Annotated in this window: 18 protein-coding genes; 11 read left to right on the forward strand and 7 right to left on the reverse strand. The window is 67.7% G+C overall.

The features are described from left to right. The first annotated feature begins 22 nt into the window (after nucleotides 1-22). Nucleotides 23-1132 (forward strand): TerD family protein, encoded by a 1110-nt coding sequence (locus DBO33_RS14350; protein WP_107655469.1) that lies wholly within the window; start codon nucleotides 23-25, stop codon nucleotides 1130-1132. Nucleotides 1133-1166: 34 nt separating this feature from the next. Here DBO33_RS14350 and DBO33_RS14355 read toward each other — a convergent pair whose 3' ends face one another. After that, entirely contained in the window at nucleotides 1167-1895 is a 729-nt protein-coding gene (locus DBO33_RS14355; RefSeq protein WP_234390835.1) for an SDR family NAD(P)-dependent oxidoreductase, read from the reverse strand. A gap of 230 nt (nucleotides 1896-2125) precedes the next feature. On the opposite strand from DBO33_RS14355, the gene DBO33_RS14360 reads away from it, so the two are divergent. The 3 genes from DBO33_RS14360 to DBO33_RS14370 all read left to right on the forward strand — a co-directional run bounded on the left by DBO33_RS14360 (nucleotide 2126) and on the right by DBO33_RS14370 (nucleotide 5593). Beyond that, nucleotides 2126-3409 (forward strand): sigma-54-dependent transcriptional regulator family protein, encoded by a 1284-nt coding sequence (locus tag DBO33_RS14360; protein WP_234390836.1) that lies wholly within the window; start codon nucleotides 2126-2128, stop codon nucleotides 3407-3409. Between the two features lie 65 nt (nucleotides 3410-3474). Beyond that, a complete protein-coding gene (adh, locus tag DBO33_RS14365; protein ID WP_107655472.1) occupies nucleotides 3475-4998 on the forward strand; it encodes an aldehyde dehydrogenase in 1524 nt (507 codons plus the stop codon). Between the two features lie 37 nt (nucleotides 4999-5035). Then, nucleotides 5036-5593 carry a DUF779 domain-containing protein gene (locus DBO33_RS14370; RefSeq protein ID WP_107655473.1) on the forward strand — a complete coding sequence of 186 codons (558 nt, stop codon included), beginning with the start codon at nucleotides 5036-5038 and terminating at the stop codon, nucleotides 5591-5593. Here DBO33_RS14370 and DBO33_RS14375 read toward each other — a convergent pair. The 3 genes from DBO33_RS14375 to DBO33_RS14385 form a co-directional block, all read right to left on the reverse strand. Then, nucleotides 5575-6579, reverse strand: a complete 1005-nt coding sequence (locus DBO33_RS14375; RefSeq protein WP_107655474.1) for a 1-aminocyclopropane-1-carboxylate deaminase — start codon at nucleotides 6577-6579, stop codon at nucleotides 5575-5577. The two genes, DBO33_RS14370 and DBO33_RS14375, sit on opposite strands and share 19 nt — an antisense overlap. 31 nt (nucleotides 6580-6610) lie before the next feature. Continuing rightward, entirely contained in the window at nucleotides 6611-7282 is a 672-nt protein-coding gene (locus DBO33_RS14380) for a GntR family transcriptional regulator (RefSeq protein ID WP_107655475.1), read from the reverse strand. A gap of 77 nt (nucleotides 7283-7359) precedes the next feature. Continuing rightward, the gene (locus tag DBO33_RS14385) at nucleotides 7360-8316 is read right to left on the reverse strand and encodes a Gfo/Idh/MocA family protein (protein ID WP_107655476.1); all 957 of its coding nucleotides are present in this window, start codon (nucleotides 8314-8316) and stop codon (nucleotides 7360-7362) included. An 81-nt stretch (nucleotides 8317-8397) separates the two neighbouring features. On the opposite strand from DBO33_RS14385, the gene DBO33_RS14390 reads away from it, so the two are divergent. From DBO33_RS14390 to DBO33_RS44575, 7 genes are all read left to right on the forward strand, one after another. Further along, complete coding sequence (locus DBO33_RS14390) at nucleotides 8398-9291, forward strand: LysR family transcriptional regulator (RefSeq protein WP_107655477.1); 894 nt, start codon at nucleotides 8398-8400, stop codon at nucleotides 9289-9291. A 108-nt stretch (nucleotides 9292-9399) separates the two neighbouring features. Then, nucleotides 9400-11055, forward strand: a complete 1656-nt coding sequence (locus tag DBO33_RS14395; protein WP_234390837.1) for a hypothetical protein — start codon at nucleotides 9400-9402, stop codon at nucleotides 11053-11055. Beyond that, nucleotides 11052-11474, forward strand: coding sequence for a hypothetical protein (locus DBO33_RS14400; protein WP_107655478.1), 423 nt, complete (start codon nucleotides 11052-11054; stop codon nucleotides 11472-11474). The genes DBO33_RS14395 and DBO33_RS14400 overlap by 4 nt, the downstream gene beginning before the upstream one ends. 58 nt (nucleotides 11475-11532) lie before the next feature. Beyond that, entirely contained in the window at nucleotides 11533-12672 is a 1140-nt protein-coding gene (locus tag DBO33_RS14405; RefSeq protein WP_199856616.1) for a hypothetical protein, read from the forward strand. Further along, nucleotides 12669-13214, forward strand: coding sequence for a hypothetical protein (locus DBO33_RS14410; protein ID WP_107655479.1), 546 nt, complete (start codon nucleotides 12669-12671; stop codon nucleotides 13212-13214). The genes DBO33_RS14405 and DBO33_RS14410 overlap by 4 nt, the downstream gene beginning before the upstream one ends. A 29-nt stretch (nucleotides 13215-13243) precedes the next feature. Continuing rightward, a complete protein-coding gene (locus DBO33_RS14415; RefSeq protein ID WP_107655480.1) occupies nucleotides 13244-14005 on the forward strand; it encodes a type 1 glutamine amidotransferase domain-containing protein in 762 nt (253 codons plus the stop codon). 69 nt (nucleotides 14006-14074) lie between these two features. Then, the gene (locus tag DBO33_RS44575; RefSeq protein WP_107655481.1) at nucleotides 14075-14308 is read left to right on the forward strand and encodes a VOC family protein; all 234 of its coding nucleotides are present in this window, start codon (nucleotides 14075-14077) and stop codon (nucleotides 14306-14308) included. Nucleotides 14309-14403: 95 nt separating this feature from the next. Here the strand turns inward: DBO33_RS44575 and DBO33_RS14425 are convergent, their stop codons facing one another. From DBO33_RS14425 to DBO33_RS14435, 3 genes are read right to left on the reverse strand one after another with little or no spacing between them, the layout of a single operon-like run. Beyond that, nucleotides 14404-15222 (reverse strand): hypothetical protein, encoded by an 819-nt coding sequence (locus tag DBO33_RS14425; protein WP_159080250.1) that lies wholly within the window; start codon nucleotides 15220-15222, stop codon nucleotides 14404-14406. Then, on the reverse strand, nucleotides 15212-16453 hold the full coding sequence (locus DBO33_RS14430) for a sensor histidine kinase (protein ID WP_107655483.1): 1242 nt from the start codon (nucleotides 16451-16453) through the stop codon (nucleotides 15212-15214). The genes DBO33_RS14425 and DBO33_RS14430 overlap by 11 nt, the downstream gene beginning before the upstream one ends. Beyond that, a complete protein-coding gene (locus tag DBO33_RS14435; protein WP_107655484.1) occupies nucleotides 16450-17850 on the reverse strand; it encodes a cytochrome P450 in 1401 nt (466 codons plus the stop codon). Before DBO33_RS14435 ends, DBO33_RS14430 begins: the two co-directional genes overlap by 4 nt. Nucleotides 17851-17885: the final 35 nt, after the last annotated feature.

Consider the following 17885-nt stretch of genomic DNA (forward strand, 5'->3'; position numbering starts at 1 on the left):
TTGTTTTTGTAGGGTGTGGTGAATGACCGTGCAACTGGCTCGGGGGCAGGTAAATGTGCTCGAAGCCGAGCACATAGTTGTTTCGGTGCGACACGGCGCGGCGGTCGATCTGTCCGCATTGCTGCTCACCGCGAACGGCATGGTCCGGTCGGATGCGGATCTGGTCTTCTACAACCAGCCGCTCGGGGAAGGTGTGCGGCTGGTGCCCGGAGAAGGCGGCCAACCAGGCGCATTGGCGATAGATCTGCGCGTGGTCCCGGTAGGGATCGAGCATGTTCGTATTGTCGTCGCGCTCGACGATCAGCAGGACAGCCTGGGCAATTATCCAGCGCCTGAACTGCGGATCGACGACACCGCGGGCAATCGACTGTATGAATTCGTCATCGACGGATCAGGTGCGGAATCGACCGTCGTCGCGTTGGACCTGGATCGGGGCGACCCCTGGCGGCTGCGTGCCCTCGGGCACGGATACCGCAGTGGTTTCGCCGCCCTGGTGTCCGCGCACGGCGTCGCGGTGGGGCGCACACCGAAGCCGGTGCGGCAACTGCCCGATCCGGAAATGGCGAGTGCGCTCGCCACCGCACAGGAATTGGCGCTGCGCAATCCGGGCGGCGCCGAATTGTCCCATGTGAAGATGGCATTGGGCTGGGACCCGGTCCGTGAGCCGGGACGATTCGGTTTGCGGGAAGTCGATATCGATCTCGACGCCTCGGCCTTGGTCTTTTCCGGCCGCGAGCTACTCGACGCCGCCTTTTACGGCCACCTGTCCTCCAAAGACGGATCGGTCCGACACCAGGGCGACAATCTCACCGGTGCCGGTCGCGGCGACAACGAGATGATCGACGTCGACCTCACCAAGCTGTCCCCCGAGGCCTCGACCGTCATTTTCGTCGTAACCTCCTACGCCGGACACACATTCGAGCGCGTGCGCAACGCCTTCTGGCGCTTGGTCGACGGCACCACCGACATCGAACTCACCGGCGGCAGCCTGCGCGTCGGCGGCAAGCACACCGGCATGGTGGTCGCGAAAGTGCAACGCGAAGCCGACGTCTGGAAATTCCGAGCGCTCGGCGCCCCCATCCAGGCCGGCCACCCGGTCGAGGCGGCCGAGCAGGTGGCCCCGTTCCTCTGAGCCGACGCACGAGTCACGGGGCCGGCCGCGCAGCTCAGTCGACGAGCGCACCGCACGAGAGGTTGAGTACCGCGCCGGTCATCGCGCCCGCGCCGTCGGAGGCGGCGTACACCGCGGTCTCGGCGACCTCCGCCAGGCGGGGGAGCCGACCCAGCCGGGTATCGCGGATCAAGGGCTGAATCGCCTCATCGGATTCGGACAGCTCGGGCACGGTCTCCGGTGCGAAGTTGGAACGGATGCACACCACGCGCACGCCGTACGGCCCGACTTCACCCGCCAGGCTGCGATTCAGTGCTTCGATGCCGGCGCAGGCGATATTGAATCCGCCCATCCGGTGCCGGGATTCACCGGCCGCCGTGGCGGACAGCAGCACGATGACGCCCGAGCCCTGCGCCGTCATCCGGCGTGCGGCCGCCGTCGTGGTGATGAAATGCGATTGGGCCGACGCCATGATCGGGGCCAGGAAATCCGCCGGCTCCAAGTCGACGAGCGCGACGTCCTGAACTGCGTCCATCCCCACTGCATTGAACGAGATATCGAGCGTTCCCCCCTCGTCGACGATGCGGTCGGCGTGCGCCTCGACGGCGGCTCGATCGAACACGTCAACCGGAGTGACGGTCGCCTGCCCACCCTGCTCGATAATTTCCGCGGCCACCGCGTCGAGCGTCTGCTGCGTCCGCCCGGCCAAGAACACACGCGCACCTTCCCGAGCGAACGCTCGCGCCACCGCCGCGCCCATACTGCCCGCCGCTCCGTACACCACTGCATTCTTCTTTTCGAGTCGCATGCGAATACAGACGGTGCGAGGCTGCGAAAGTCATCGCACTGCTTGGCGAATCGGTTTTTCTGGTCGCGGGGGATCGAGGTCTTGCTGGATCGCACGCTCGGCGGGACTTCGGCCGGACGGACGGCTCGCACCGAATCGGTCGGTAGCGTCGAGCTGGACCTGGCGGCGCATTGATCGGGGCGGATTTGCCGAGGAGGATGGAGTACGTGGCCGGCGGTGCGGATATTCGGGTGAATCCGTGGGTGGCGTTGCGTCCGGACGAGGATGCGGAGCAGGTGAGCACGGATGTGTCGGCGGCGCACGAGTCGTTCGTCGAGCGGGGTGAGGCGCCCGGGTCGGTGCGGCAGGTGGTCGAGGCTTCCTGGGTGCGCAGCCGCGGCAACGGCATCGACCCGGACCGCCAAATCGGCCGGACCTCGCTGACCGGAATCGAATTGGAGCGTTATCGGCGCACCCATGCGATGTCGTCGGTGCGCCCGGTCGTGCAGACCCTGCTGGTCGAGGACGCCAGGGATACCGGGCTGCTGATCGCGCTGAGCGACGCGCACGGTCGATTGCTGTGGGTGGAGGGCGATTCGGCGGCCAGGGACCGGGCCGCGGAGATGAACTTCGTCGACGGCGCGGACTGGAGCGAAGCCGTAGTCGGCACCAACGCGCCGGGAACGGCACTGGCCCTTGATCATTGCGTGCAGATCTTCGGTGCCGAGCATTACAGCAGGGTGGTGCACCCGTGGAGCTGCGCGGCCGGGCCGGTCCATGACCCGGCGACCGGCCGGATCCTCGGCGCGATCGACATCACCGGCGGCCCCCGTGTTGCTGCGCCGGAAGTGCTTTCGCTGATCAGGGCGACCGTGGCCGTCGCGGAATCGGAACTGCGGGCCCATCCGATCACGAGCCGCTCGACACCGCGGGTCGAACTGCTGGGCACCAATCCGGCGCTGCTGTTCGGCAATGAGCGAATCCCGTTGTCGCGCAGGCATTCGGAGATCCTGCTCCTGCTGATGGAGCATCCCGAGGGCCTGGGCACCGAGCACATCGCGGTGCTGCTCGACGAGCGAGACCTCGACGCGGTCACCGTGCGCGCCGAGATCTCGCGCCTGCGCCGGATTCTCGGCGGCACCGCACTGGGCTCACGCCCTTACCGGCTACTCACCGAGCTCGATTCGGACGTGGGTGAACTGCGGCGCAGCCTGCGCCGCGGCGACATCGGCGCGGCCGTGGCGCGCTACCGCGGCCAACTGCTGCCCGCCTCCCGCGCGCCGGGCGTCGGCCGGGTGCGCGAAGCACTGCGGGCACGGATGCGGGCGGCCGTCCTGACCTCCAGGGACCCGGCGATTCTCGGCTGGTGGATCGCGTCGGTCGACGGTCGCGAGGACCGTGGCGCGTGGTCGGCCTACCTCGCCTCGCTCGAACCGGACTCCTCGCTGTATGCCCAAGTGGCGGCCCAACTCGCCATGCTGGATCGCGAGCTCGGCCGTTCCCAACGATGATGCAACGTTGGAACTCTAGTGTCGTGGATCACAGGGGGGACCGCCGTGAACGCTAGGAGTTTTCGATGACCGTATATGCCCGTCCTGGTTCGCCGGAGTCACCGGTGAGCTTCCAGCCTCGCTACGACAACTGGATCGGCGGCCAGTGGGTTGCGCCGGTCAAGGGACAGTATTTCGAGAACCCCACCCCGATCACCGGTGAAACCTTCTGCGAGGTAGCACGTTCCACCGCGGAGGACATCGAGCTCGCGCTCGACGCCGCGCACGCCGCCGCCCCGGCCTGGGGCAAGACCTCGCCGGCCGAACGCGCGGTGATCCTGAACAAGATCGCGGACCGGATCGAGGAGCACCTCGACGCGATCGCCATCGCCGAGACCTGGGACAACGGCAAGCCGATCCGGGAGGCGCTGGCCGCCGACATCCCGCTCGCCGTCGACCACTTCCGCTACTTCGCCGGAGCCATTCGCGCCCAAGAAGGTTCGCTGTCGGAGATCGACAGCGAGACCGTCGCCTACCACTTCCACGAGCCGCTCGGCGTGGTCGGGCAGATCATTCCGTGGAACTTCCCGATCCTGATGGCGACCTGGAAGCTGGCGCCCGCACTGGCCGCCGGCAATGCCGTGGTGCTCAAGCCCGCCGAGCAGACCCCGGCCTCGATCCTGTTCCTGTGGAGCATCATCGGCGATCTGCTGCCGCCCGGGGTGGTCAATATCGTGAACGGTTTCGGTTTCGAAGCGGGCAAGCCGCTCGCCTCGAGCAACCGCATCGCGAAGATCGCGTTCACCGGTGAGACGACCACCGGCAGGCTGATCATGCAGTACGCGTCGCAGAACCTGATCCCGGTGACCCTCGAACTCGGCGGCAAGAGCCCGAACATCTTCTTCTCCGACGTGATGAGCGCCGACGACGACTTCCTGGACAAGGCCCTGGAAGGTTTCACGATGTTCGCGCTCAACCAGGGCGAGGTGTGCACCTGCCCGTCGCGCTCGCTGATCCAGGCCGACATCTTCGACCGCTTCCTCGATCTCGCCGCGCTGCGCACGAAGGCGGTGCGCCAAGGTGATCCGCTGGATACCGAGACGATGATCGGCGCGCAGGCGTCCAACGATCAGCTCGAGAAGGTGCTCTCCTACATCGAGATCGGCAAAGGTGAAGGCGCACAGCTGATTACCGGCGGCGAGCGTGCGATGCTCGGCGGCGACCTGAACGGCGGCTACTACGTGCAGCCGACGATCTTCACCGGCCGCAACACGATGCGGATCTTCCAGGAGGAGATCTTCGGCCCGGTGGTGTCGGTGACCTCGTTCACCGACTACGACGACGCGATCTCGATCGCCAACGACACCCTGTACGGCCTCGGTGCCGGCGTGTGGTCCCGGGACGGTGGCACCGCCTACCGTGCGGGCCGCGAGATCCAGGCCGGGCGGGTGTGGACCAACACCTATCACCAGTACCCGGCGCACGCGGCGTTCGGCGGGTACAAGCAGTCCGGTATCGGCCGGGAGAACCACAAGATGATGCTCGACCACTACCAGCAGACCAAGAACCTGCTGGTCAGCTACGCGCCGAAAGCCATGGGATTCTTCTGATGCCGGGCGAGCGGGCAGCGCGGGAAAGGGCGCCACGGTGAGTGCCGCCCCGCCCCGTTTGGTCGCGACCGTGGGGGCGGCGGCGTTGTTGCGCCGCCTCCGCGATGTGCACGGCGCGCTGATGATGCACCAGTCCGGCGGGTGCTGCGACGGCTCGTCGCCGATGTGTTATCCGTTGGGGGAGTTCATCGTCGGCGATCGCGATGTGCTGGTGGGCCTCCTCGATCTGCGGCTGGCGGTGGGGGAGGTGCCTGCGAGCCTGCCGTCCGCCGACCTCGATGCGGTGCCGGTGTGGATCTCCGGCTCGCAGTTCCAGACGTGGAAGCACACGCAACTCGTGATCGACGTGGTGCCCGGACGGGGCGGTGGCTTCAGCCTGGAGGCGCCGGAAGGCTGGCGATTCCTCAGCAGGGCACGGGCTTTCACGGCGGCGGAGAACGAAGCGCTCGACTCGGCGCCACCCCTCGTGGGTGCCGAGTATGCCGCCGGGGCTCGTCCGCCGGTTCCCGATGCCGCGCAGGTGGTGGCCGAGGCAGCGGACGCATGTCCGGTGCCCGCGCCACCGGCCCCGTCCGGTCAGAAGACGCCGCTGTAGGCGTTGAGGGCGGGCTGGCCGCCGAGGTGCGCGTACAGAACGGTGGAACCCTTTGGGATTTCACCGTTTTGCACGAGGTCGAGCAGACCGGCCATCGACTTGCCCTCGTACACCGGGTCGATGATCATGCCTTCGAGGCTGCCGGTGAGCCGGATGGCGTCAAGCGTCGATTGCACCGGGATGCCGTAGCGGTTACCGGCCCAGCCGTCCAGGACGATGATCTCGTCGTCGTGTAGGTCGCGGCCGAGGCCGATGAGTTCGGCTGTGCTGCGGGCGATCTTGGCCACCTGTGCATGGGTCTCGGCGAGCTCGGCCGACGCGTCGATGCCGAGAACACGGCGGGGCCGGTCCTGGCCGGCGAAGCCCGCGATCATGCCCGCCTGGGTGCTGCCGGTGACGCTGCACACCACGATGGTGTCGAAGAAGACGCCCAGCTCGCGCTCTTGCCGCTGCACCTCGTAGGCCCAGTTGGCGAAGCCGAGGCCGCCCAGTGGATGGTCGGACGCGCCCGCCGGAATCGGGTACGGGGTGCCGCCCGCGGCCCGGACGTCGTCGAGGGCTTGGTGCCAGCTGTCCTTGAAGCCGATGCCGAAACCCGCCCGGACCAGCCGCACGTCGGCACCCATGATGCGGGACAACAGGATATTGCCGACCTTGTCGTTGACCGGGTCGGGCCAGTCGACCCAGCTCTCCTGGACCAGGACCGCCTTCATACCGGCTTTGGCGGCGACCGCGGCGACCTGCCGCGTGTGGTTGGACTGCACGCCGCCGATGCTGACCAGAGTGTCCGCGCCTTTGCTCAGCGCGTCGTGTACCAGGTACTCCAGTTTGCGAGTCTTGTTGCCGCCGAAAGCAAGACCGCTGTTGCAGTCTTCGCGCTTGGCCCAGATCCGCGCGCCGCCGAGATGATCGCTGAGCCGGTCCAGCGGGTGGATCGGGCTCGGTCCGAACAGCAGGGGATAACGCTCGAAGGTGTCGAGAGACATCGATGATTCCTAGGGGGTGCAGCCGGTGTGCTTATTGCGTTCCGGGACTGAGGTTTTCGAGCAGCGGCACCAGCGTCTGCCAGTTCGCGCGGGTGCCCGCCACCGCGCCCTCGACATCGCCCGCCTCGCACAGCGCGATGATGCGGTCGTGCTGCGCCACCGAACTGCGGCCGCTCAGTGAGGAGAACCGCAGGCGCTCCACCCGGCGCAGCACCGGGGTGAACTGTTCGAGGACGCTGCGGATGGCGTCGTTGGCGCTCGCGGTGACCGGGATGCGATGGAAGTCGTCGTCGGCGGTGATCGCGGCGTCGACATCATTGCGGCGCAAGGCTTCCGCGAAGCGCGCGTTGGCTTCGCGCATGGCCGCCAGTTCGTCGGTGGAGAGGTTGGGCAGGGCCTCGCGGACGGCGAGTTCGTGCATGGCGGTGGTGACCGACTGGGCGGCGCGGACCGCACGGACGTCGAGCGGGCTGACGATGGTGTAGCGGCCGGGTTTGGTCTGCACCAGCCCCGCCTGCTCCAGGCGCATCAGCGCTTCCCGCACCGGTGTGCGGCTGACACCGAGCCATTTCACCAGGTCGTTGTCGTTCAGGCGCTCGCCGGGCGCGAGGGTGCCGTCGACGATGGCGTCCCGGATCGCGCGGTAGGCGTTCTCTCGAAGCAATGACCTGGCGACGAGACCTTCGCTGTGCGGAACCGGCATGCAATATATTGCATGCTACAGCGGCGGGGGTGTCAAGGGCGCCAGTCGAATTGCAGCCCGGTGGATTTCGCCGATGATCAGGAAGATGCCTGGTGGAAGTGCTCGATCGCCTGTTGGACGCGGAGGCCTGTCGCGAAGTCGGGCAGTGCCGAGTGCTGCCCGCGGATGGCTCGGGCGAACGCGCTCAGGCGGGTGTGCTCGGTGCCGCGCGGTCCGCTCGGGGTGACTTCCGTCCACTGGCCGCCGTCACTGATGTGCAGGCGCGACCAGTCGGTGATGCGAAAAGATCGTTCGGTGCCGTAGAGGGTCCATTCGTATGTCTCGGGTGCGGCGGCAACTCTTCCAGTGATGTTGATCGGGATATCGCCTGCCGTAAATTGTCCTGCGGCAAAGGTTTCGGCTGCTGTGCCGTACCGGATATGGGTCGAAGCCGGGGTGAGCGGGCCGAGCAGATGGTCGGTGAGGAACAGGTAGTGCGAACCGACTTCGCGTAGCAGGCCGCCTTGTTCGCGACCGGCGACCCAGCGGGCGTCGCGCTGGAAGGGGCGAGGCCAGCTCGGAAACGTGAACCCCATGTCGACGCCGACGATGTCACCGGGCTCGCCGTCGCGCAGCGCTTGTCCGACCGCGAGCGCGGCCGCGCGATCGGACAGGGTGAAGTTGAGGGCATTCACCATGCCGGTCGCGGCGGCGACGTGCACCATCTCCGCGCCGTCGCTGAGCCGCACGGCGAGAGGCTTCTCCGATAAGACGGCCTTGCCCGCCGACATCGCGGCTATCGCGTAGCCGGCATGGGTGCCTGGTGGCGAGGCGATGTAGATGGCGTCCAGTCGAGCGCTGTCGAGCAGGGGTGCGGCGGAGTGGCCGAGGGAGATATCCGGATGCTGGGCGCGAATCCGTTCGAGGGCAGTGGGATTCGGGTCGGCTGCCGCTACCACCTCGAAGTCCGGGTGCTGGTGGGCGATGTCGAGCATTTCGGTGCCCATCGCGCCGAGGCCGATGATGCCCAGGCGGATGCGCTGCTGGTCGGTCATATCGTCAGCCTGGCAATCGGCTTACGACAGCACAAGCGATGATTTCGTATGAACAATTAAGTGGCACTGTAGAGTCCGGTGATGCTCGATGTGCACCGGTTGACCGTGCTCCGCTCGGTCGTGGAGAACGGCTCGATCCACGGCGCGGCCGCCCGGCTCGGTTACACGCCGTCCGCGATCAGTCAGCACATCGCCGCGCTCCAGCGGGAGACCGGAATGCCGTTGGTAGAGCGGCACGGACGCGGTATCCGGCCCACCGAGGCAGGTGTGCTGCTCGCCGAACACACGCGCCGGATCCAGGATGAAATCGCCCGTGCGGAAACCGCACTCGCCGACCTGCGCGCGGGAAAGTCCCGGCGTCTGACGATCCGGTATTTCGCGACGGCCGGGGCAGTGCTCATACCGCCGGTCGTTTCGGAGCTCGGCCGTCTGCATCCGGAGGTACGGGTCGCGCTGCGGCTGGGAAAAGGACTGTCCGAGAAGGAAACCGCCGACGCGGAGGTCATGGTGTTCGATGACACTGTGCGGGTGCCCGCGGGGCTGCGCACGCTGCACCTGCTCGACGATCCATTCCTCGCGGTGCTGCCGCCTGCCCATCCGCTCGCCACCCAGTCGGTCATCGAGTTGGCGCAGCTGCGAGCGGAACGCTGGATCGACAACGAGTGGCCGAGCACCCTGTGTCGGGAAACCATGCTGAAGGCCTGCGGTGCGGCCGGATTCAGCCCGGACTTCGTGGTCGAGGCGCACGACTACGCCGCCGCTGTCGGTTTCGTCGCCGCCGGGCTGGGGTTGACGCTGATTCCACGCCTGGCGCTGCGCGCTATCCCGACCGAGTCGGTCGTGTGCCGTCCGGTCGTCGGTCCGGTCCCGACGAGAACGATTGTCGCGGTGGTCAAGGCGGGTACCGAGTCGCAGCCGCCGCTGTCTGCCTTCCTCGATCTGCTCCGCGCGGCCGCCGATGGGCACGGTGGGTAGCGGGGCATTCTCCGGGATATCCCCTATGACGGCATCAACCCGATGGGGGAGGCGGGATCCCCTCAGGAGGTGATGATCTCGCCGGTTCGCGGCCATAGCATGGCGCGAGTGACTGTCGCCCGTGCCGTTCGCTGTCGCGCCTTGCTCGTCGCGGGGTTGCTGGCTCTGCTCGTGTCGGCTGGAATGGCGTCCGCATCCGCTGATTCCGCGTCCGCGGGTGGGGATATCTCGGTTGCGCAGTCCCTCGGTGACCGGGAGCTCACCGTCGTGCTGCGCCGGGTGACGAGCGTGCCGGGGCCGCTGCGGGTGGATGTCGTCACGCACGCGGGTACGGCTGCGGGGCAGCTGACGATCGCGGCGACGCCGATGGGGGCCGTGCGGGACCTGTCTGCTCCTGGAGCTCCCACTGCGGAGGCGGTTGTCGAACTCGACGGCACGCCGGGGATGTATTCGACGACCCTGGACATGGATCGGCCCGGCCCTTGGGAACTCGCGATCGGTGACGGTGTGCGGGTGGCACGGATTCCGTTCGTGGTGCCCGCGCAGGTCACCTCGCCGCCGGAGCGGCTGGTGTACGGCGGGTTTCTGGTAGCCGGTGTGCTGCTTCCGGTCTCGGTGTCGGTCGCGATGCGGGCGCGGCGCACGGCGTGGGCGTTGCTGCCTGCCGGTGGCATGGTGGCGGGGGTTGCCGTGTCGGTGACGGCCGCCCTGCTGTCGGTGTCGTTGCCGTTGCCGCCGCAACCAGGTAGTCAGCTCGACCCCACCGTGCACAATGTCACCGATCCGTATTCGCTGAACCAGCCGATGATCTCGGACTACTCGCGGCCGCCGGTGTTGCTCACCGTCGAGGGTTCGGCGGTAGCCGGGCGGGGGAGCGACTTCGATCTGGTGTTGATCGATGCGGCCACCGGAGCGTTGGCGGACGACATCGTCGTGCACGACAGTGCGTTCGTGCATCTGCTGGTGGTCGGTCCGAATGGTGGGCTCTCGCACCTACATCCGATCCGGACCGGTCCCGGTCGTTATCAGGTACATCTGACCGCGTCGCAGCCTGGTCGCTATGCGTTGTCGGCGGAGTTGGCCCGTCGGGGTGGGGGAGTCCAAATGATCCGTGCCGCAACCGGTGTCGAGGTCGCGCCGAGTGACGTTGTGCCCCAGCCGACTAGGGAGCCGTTGCAGCTCGGTGGGACCGGCAAGTCCGCGTCGATGGTTCTCGATGGCAGTGCCATCACCGTCAGGACAACCGAGGCGGTAGTCGGGAAACCCACGACCATCACTGCCGAAGTCGGTGACACTTCTGATCTGCAACCATGGCTCGGCATGGTCGGACACCTGGTCATGGCGGGACCGGTGCCGGAGGGCAGCGTGGATATTGCTGCGGCCGTGCAGAACTCGCCCGTTTGGGGACATGCCCACTCGATGGGGCCGAACTCGATGCACGACATGCAGGGGATGAGCGGTGGGCACGACATGTCAGGGATGAAGGGCCCGCACGACATGCCAGGGATGAGCGGTGCGCACGACACGTCGGGGACGGGCGGCATCCCTGACCTGCCCGGCGCGGGCCGCGGAGTGATGCTTATGCCGCCCGCCAACGGCGAGAGTCCGCCCGACGAAACGGTCGCCGCGTTCGGGCCCGACGTGCCGTTCACCTTCACGTTCCCGGTCGCGGGTCGGTACCGGCTCTGGATCCAGGTCGAACGCAACTACACCGTGCTCACCGTTCCGGTGGTGCTCGATGTCGCGGCGGGGGCGCGTAGATGAGCGCCTCGTCGACTCGTTTGCTTCGTATCGTCGCGGCAGTAGCCGCCGTGGTCCTCATCGCCACCATCGGGTGGCTGGTGTGGCCGAGCTCGCCCGACCCGGTCGTGCTGAAAGCCGGTACGTCGCAACACCTCGTCACCGTCACCATCGACAGCCTCCGTCTCGGCGACACCGCCGTGGATGTCACCGTCACCGACCGCGCCGGGGCGGCGATAGACCATGCGGCGGTGAAGGTTCAAGCGATCCAGCCGCTGATGGGCCACGCCGGGGCGCCGGTCGCGGCCGCCGCCACTGGGTCCGGTCATTTCCGCGCCGCGTCGGTGTCGCTGATGATGACCGGCCCAGGGGAACTGCGCTTGTTCATCGCCGCGCACCACGGCATCGACCAGGTCACCCTGCCCCTGTGGGTCGGCGGCTGAACCGAAAGACGCACGCATCAGCACGAATCGCACGACCCCCGAGGAGGGACCGCTCGTCATGGATATCTCAGCACCGTCCGACACGATCGAAGACGGGAGCACGCACACCGCCACGTCCGACAACAGCATCGCGGCCCGCGTCGGCGCCTGGGGCGTGCTGCTCGGCACCGCCGTCACGTTGATCGGCCTGAGCTGGGATATCCAGTGGCACAACGATGTCGGCCCCGACACCTTCTTCACGCTGCCGCACCTGTTCCTGTACTCCGGCAGCGCCATCTCCGGATTCGCCAGCCTCGCCATGGTTTTCCTCGCCACGGCCGCCCAACGGGCCGGACGACCGGTGCCCGCCCTGGGCGGTACGCCCATCCGGGTGTTCGGCAGTAACCTCACGGCCCCGCTCGGTTACATGGTTGCCGGGGCGGGCGCCGCACTGTTCCTGCTCTACGGGCTGCTCGACATGCAGTGGCATGCGATCTACGGTTTCGACGCGGTGCTGAACACGCCGTCGCACGTGGCCCTGTTCCTGTCGATCACGCTCACCATGATCGGCAGCATCATGGTCTTCGCGTCCCACCGTGACCACCGCTGGGGTCAAGTCGGCATCGTGCTGGCAATCCCGATCATGATCACCTTCGCGCCGATCCTCACCCAGGCGCTGGACAATCTCGAACTGCCCGTCGACTCGACCATTCTCGGTGTCCTGCTGTTCGGGCCGATGCTGCTCGTCCTCGGTGCGGCGGCGCTGGCCCGGCCCGGTGCTGCCATCGCCATCGCGGTCGCCCTCGGCGCGATCCAGGCGGCGCTGTGGTGGTTCTCGCCGTGGGCCGCGGAGGTCTATGCCTCGTCGATCGGGCTGCCACTGCGCGACGGTCTCGGCTCGCGGCCGCCGTCTCTGCCCGCCATCATGCCGATGTTCCTGATCGTCGCGGCCGTCGCCGTGGAGGGCCTGTTCTGGCTGGCCCGCACCCGTGGTTTCGACCCGAACAAGATCGTGCTGGCGGCCGGGCTGGTGACCGGGCTCGTGGTCGGCGTGACCTTCCCGCTGCAGTTGCAGTTCACCCATTTCTTCGCCCGCCTCGCCCTCAACGACGTCGTGCTGTCCACGGTCGTCGCGATACCGCTCGGCCTGCTCGCCGGTTTCCTCGCAGGCCGCTTCGTCCGCATGCTGCCCGCGCCCGCCACGGAGGTCGCCCGATGATCGCGCTGCGCAAACTCGCCCTCACCGTGCTCGCCGCGATCACCCTGTCGTTGGTCGCGATCGCCCCCGCCTCCGCATACGCCCCCGTCGACATCGTGCACACCGAACGAGTTCAGGTCGGCCCCTACGCCATGACCGTCGGCTTCTCCACCTGGCCCATCCGCGCGATGAAATCGCTCGACTTCACCTTCATGCCCGAAGGCGGTATCGCCGACAAGACCGGTGCGTTCCGGATGGCCGGCCCCGCGTTCAAGTCCTGGAAACGCAACGCCCCCTTCGTCCGCCACCCCCGCAAACGCGACTCCTGGGGCCTGGACATCATGGCCATCGACGACCCCGGCGACTACTCCATCACCTTCCTCCTCGACGGACCCCTCGGCCACGGCGAAGGCACCCTCGACGGCCTCCACGTCCTCGACCAACCCGGCCCACCCCTGCCGCTCAGCTGGACCATCGCCACCCTGCCCCTGCTCGGCCTCATCGCCTTCCTCGCGGTCGTCTGGCGCCGCACCCGACCAGGCCGTCAGCCGTTGAACCTCTAAACGGGCAAATTCACCGCTACCATTCGTAGATGATCCTGTTTCTCCTCCCCGCCCGCGACTACGACCCCACCGAATCCGCGGTGCCGTGGGCGGCTCTGCGGGACGCAGGCATACCCGTCCGCTTCGCCACCCCCGAAGGTCGAGTCGCCCTCGCCGACGATCGCCTCGTCGAACAGGGCTTCTCGATTCTCTCCCCGCTCTTGATGACCCGCCCCGACGCGCTCCACGACTACGACCGGATGCGCGAGGACCCCGACTTCCAATCACCGCTTGCCTATGCCGATGTAATCGATGACGAAATCTCCGGCGTCGTCGTCCCCGGCGGCCACGCCCCCGGCATGAAGACGATGCTCGAATCCACCACCGCCCAAGGAATTTTCGGCCGCGCCCTCCTCGCCGACAAACCCGTAGCCGCCGTCTGCCACGGCGTATTGCTGGCCGCCCGCGCCACCGACCCCGAAACCGGCCGCTCCGTGCTCTACGACCGCCGAACCACCGCTGTCACAGCAACTCTAGAACTCGCCGCCTGGAACCTGACCCGCCTGCGCCTCGGCACCTACTACCGCACCTACCCCCGAACCGTCCAAGCGGAAGTCACTGCCGCCCTACGAGATCCGCGCCAATTCGAGCCCGGGCCTCTGCTCCCGCGCCGCGACACCGCAACCCACCCGAACCGCGGCTTCACAGTCCGCGACCGCAACTACCTCTCCGCCCGCTGGCCCGGCGACTGCCACCGCCTCGCCGCCGAATACCGAGAACTGGTGTTGGAGAACCGAACCGCCACCCCCTGAGCGCAGGTGCGGCCCCCTGCCTAACGAGGGCTAGGCCCCGCCCAACACCCGCACTACCCTCGATTCATCATGCAAGAACTGCTCGGAATCAACCACCTGACCCTCACCACCCCCAACCTCGACCAACTCGTGAGCTACTACGAGATGCTCGGAGCCAGCCTCGCCTTCGAACGCCCCGCCACCCCCGACGATCCGCGAATCGCGGTCATCGACGTCGGCGGAGCCGACCACCTCATGCTCGTCGAAGCCCCCACCCCCACNAGCACGTCTATGAGTAATAGCATGACGGGAGGTGGTCTGTGAGCGGAGAGGAATGGGTCGCGTTGTTGTTTTTGATAAGGTTAGATTTGTTCGCTAGAGTAGGATGATTTATGTTAGAGTATTTATTTTTTTTTTTTTTAAAGCAGAAGCCGGCAAACGATATCCTGCCTGGTCTCGTGGGCTCGGAGATGTGTATAAGAGGCGGGGGGGGGGGGGGTGGGGGCGCGGAGTTCGTCGCGGAGTTCGGCCTCGAGCAGGCGGCATTCTTCGCGCTCGTCGGGCTGGAAGGGCACGGCGGCGGCGATGCGTTCGAGCATGGGGCGGGCGCGGCGGTCCAGGCGATCGAGTTGGCGTTTGCGTTCGGCGTTCTGCGCGTCGAGCCTGGCTTGTTTGACGGCGCGGGCGGTGGACTCGACTTCCAGTTCGTGCAGGGAACGCAGGGTGGGGCGCATGATGGCGGCGAACGCGGCGGCGATGGCGACGTTGACGAGTGGCACGATCGCCTGCACGTAGACGGTCGGGTTGCCGTCCGAAGCGAGCACGACGGCCAGCCAGGTGGCCCCGGTTCCGGTCCAGGCCAGGATGTTTCGGCCGCGCAGCACGAGCATCGCGAGCGCGCTGCCGCCAGTGTACGCGGTCCAGACGCTGGTGTTGGCGTCGAGTTCGGCGGTCACCTGGTCGCTGGCGATCAGGGTGGCGACGGCGCCGGCGGACGCCACGAAGACGGCCGCGTAGGTGTGGATCGGCTTCCCCGTGTCGAGCACGACGACGACGGTGGCGGCGACGATGACGATCGCGGCGGCCACCAGGGTCACCGAGAGGGGCAGTTCGGCTCGGCGGACCGAGCGGATCATCACGGCGGCGTCGGTGGCCAGCACCACGGCGATGATGGTCACCATGGTGGAGCGGTGCGCGCTGAGCAGCCTGCTCAGGTCGCCGCTGCTGTCAGGTGTCATCGGGCGCATTCCACTCCAGGGTGATCCGCGTGCCTGCGCCGGGCTGGGACTCGATGATGGCGCGGCCGCCCGCTTCGCGCATGCGCTGCACGATGCTCACGGTGAGCCCGAGCCGGTTGGCCGCGACGAGCGCCGGGTCGAACCCGGCACCGTCGTCGCCGACGACGACGGTCAGGCCGGACCCGCGCGCCTCGATCCTCAATTGTCTTGCGACAGTGCGCCCGGGCACGCCGGCATGCCGCACGCTGTTCCGGACAGCTTCGGCGGCGGCCTGGGCGAGCGCGGTGACGGTGGCGGAGTCGATGCGCAGATCGGCGGAGTTGCAGTCGTGCCGAACCTGCACGCGCAGTTCGGCATCGGTGGCGCCCACCGCTTCGCGCGTGATGGTGTCGATCGCCTCGAGATCGGTGCACAGGTCGCTGACCCGCCCGATGGCGGCGAATTGGCCGAGGGCTTGATTGGCTTGCCGCGCAAGCATGCTGGGGGAACCACCGCGGGAGGTGTCGAGCAGCGTCGCGAGCACCTTGTCGTGGATCACGCCGGCGAAGCGGGCTCGCTCGCCGGCGCGGGCCTCGTCCGCCGCCGCGAGCGAGGCCTGATGGTGTGCGCGCGCCCGCTCCTGGTCGAGCAGGCGGGCCGCGCGGCGCGCCATTCTCGTGATGTAGACGAAGGTCACCGTGATGCCAAGGATACGCATCGAGGTGAGCCCGAACTCGGTCCAGCTGAGGTCGCCGGTGGCCTGCCCGGTGGACGACGCGGCGAGCGTGCCGACGCCGACGACGTAGACCGAGACCACCGGCGCCCGCCAGGCCAGCGTGGCGGCGACCCCGCCGAGCGGGACCAGTCGATAGATCCAGGCCACGTCGTCGGTGATCTGTCCCGGCGCCACGGCGAAGCCGGACAACGCGACGGCCACGGCGAAAACCGTTGCGTGCGTTGCCGCGAGGGCTCGCACGGCAGTGAGCGGGGCGCGCAACGCGAGCCCCGCCATCAGCAGCGCGGTGCCGTACACACCACACATGGCCAGCACGGTCCACCAGGTCGGGAAGTGCCGCGACTGCCTGGCGATCTCGGCGGCGTCACCGACACCGAAGATCCAGACCCCGACACCGAGCGCGAAGGCGAGGATGCGTTCGATCTGCTCGGTCGCCGCCCGGGTGGACGAGGACCGCCGGCAGAATCGGCGCGACACCGCCGCCGCGACGCGGTCGGACAATGACGGCGAAGTCATCGAGATTCGCCGACCTCGATCCCGGACAGCTCGCGGGTCGATACCTGCCGCCGCGGCGTGTAGACCGCTCGGGCCGCGCGCTTCGGGCGCAGGTTGATCGTCAGCTTCATCCCGACATCGCCGTCGATCCGTTGCAGCGTGCCGCCGCTGAGCAGCAGTGCGGTGAAGATCTGCCCCTCGAGCAACGCGAGGGCCGAACCGATGCAGACGTGTTCACCGGCCCCGAAAGGCAAGTAGGACAGTCGTTCCCACGGTCGTGCCGACTCCTGGGCGAACCGATCGGGGTCGAAGGCCAAGGGATTCGGATACTGCCGCGCCGAACGGTGCATCACGTAGGGGGCGACGAACACGATCGTGCCTTCGCCGATCGTGTAGTCACCGATGTGCGTCTCCTGCGCGGCCTCGCGCAAAAACGCGGGCGACGGCGGATACAGCCGCATCGATTCCTTGAACACCTGCAAACAGTAAGGGAGCTGATGCAGATCCTCTGCCGTGGGCGTCGCCCCATCGAGGACACGGTCTGCTTCCGCAGCGGCCCGCCGGGCGATCCCGGGATGGCGCGACAGCGCGTACGCGGTCCAGAACATCGCGTCGGCGCTGGTCTCGTGCGCCGCCGCCCACAGGTTGATCACCTCGTCGACGAGCCGATCCTCGCTCATCGGCGCGCCGTCGCGATCACGCTGGGCGAGCAGCGCGGTCACGATGTCGTCGTGCCGCTCGGGATGCCGACGGCGCGCGTCGATCATCCGGGCAGCCCAGTCGCGCACCAGGGCGAGATCCTGGATGAAGTCGCGATTGCGCTTCGTCGGAATGTTCAACGGCGCGACGATCGGCCGCGACATCGCCCGCATCTCCCAGTCGAAGATCCTGGTCGCCGCGTCGACGACGTCCGCGTGCTCGTCGAGCGGCTCATCGATCAGCAGCCCGGCGACGACATCGTGCATCATCGCCTGCACGCCGGCGAGCAGGTCGACTTCGCCCGCCGCCTGCCACCGCCGCAGATGCGCCTGCATGCGGGTCGCCATCACGTCGACGTATTTCGGCACCCGCCGCGCCGTGAACAGTGGCGCGACCATTGCCCGTTGCGTGCGGTGCACCTCGCCCTCGGAGATGATCAACCCCTCGCGCAGCGCGGGCCACAGCGTGCCGGTCACCGCCCTGGCCCGCCGGAATTCCTGGGCCCGCGACACCAGGACCTCGTGGATCTGCTCGGGTCCGGTCACCAGCACCGCCGGAAACACCCCGATCCGAAACCCGGCTACCGGTCCCTGCTGGTCGGCCAGCCGTCCCATCACGGCCAGCGGATCTCGGAACCAGCGCAGAGTTGTCCCCAACCCGCGCACCCCGCTGCGCCCATGATCCAATTGCTCGAATTTTCCCGCCCGATCATCGTTCACTGACGATTCCTCCCATGGTCGTCATCGAAGTCAGA

Origin of the sequence: Nocardia suismassiliense, from assembly GCF_900269665.1 — a bacterium.
GTDB lineage: Bacteria > Actinomycetota > Actinomycetes > Mycobacteriales > Mycobacteriaceae > Nocardia > Nocardia suismassiliense.

Excerpts from the sequence above, each read along its gene's own strand:
- DBO33_RS14350 (WP_107655469.1), top strand. The coding sequence starts at position 23 with ATGACCGTGCAACTGGCTCGGGGGCAGGTAAATGTGCTCGAAGCCGAG.
- adh (WP_107655472.1), top strand. The coding sequence starts at position 3,475 with ATGACCGTATATGCCCGTCCTGGTTCGCCGGAGTCACCGGTGAGCTTC.
- DBO33_RS14375 (WP_107655474.1), bottom strand. The coding sequence starts at position 6,579 with ATGTCTCTCGACACCTTCGAGCGTTATCCCCTGCTGTTCGGACCGAGC.
- DBO33_RS14380 (WP_107655475.1), bottom strand. The coding sequence starts at position 7,282 with ATGCCGGTTCCGCACAGCGAAGGTCTCGTCGCCAGGTCATTGCTTCGA.
- DBO33_RS14385 (WP_107655476.1), bottom strand. The coding sequence starts at position 8,316 with ATGACCGACCAGCAGCGCATCCGCCTGGGCATCATCGGCCTCGGCGCG.
- DBO33_RS14390 (WP_107655477.1), top strand. The coding sequence starts at position 8,398 with ATGCTCGATGTGCACCGGTTGACCGTGCTCCGCTCGGTCGTGGAGAAC.
- DBO33_RS14400 (WP_107655478.1), top strand. The coding sequence starts at position 11,052 with ATGAGCGCCTCGTCGACTCGTTTGCTTCGTATCGTCGCGGCAGTAGCC.
- DBO33_RS14405 (WP_199856616.1), top strand. The coding sequence starts at position 11,533 with ATGGATATCTCAGCACCGTCCGACACGATCGAAGACGGGAGCACGCAC.
- DBO33_RS14410 (WP_107655479.1), top strand. The coding sequence starts at position 12,669 with ATGATCGCGCTGCGCAAACTCGCCCTCACCGTGCTCGCCGCGATCACC.
- DBO33_RS14415 (WP_107655480.1), top strand. The coding sequence starts at position 13,244 with ATGATCCTGTTTCTCCTCCCCGCCCGCGACTACGACCCCACCGAATCC.
- DBO33_RS14425 (WP_159080250.1), bottom strand. The coding sequence starts at position 15,222 with ATGACACCTGACAGCAGCGGCGACCTGAGCAGGCTGCTCAGCGCGCAC.
- DBO33_RS14430 (WP_107655483.1), bottom strand. The coding sequence starts at position 16,453 with ATGACTTCGCCGTCATTGTCCGACCGCGTCGCGGCGGCGGTGTCGCGC.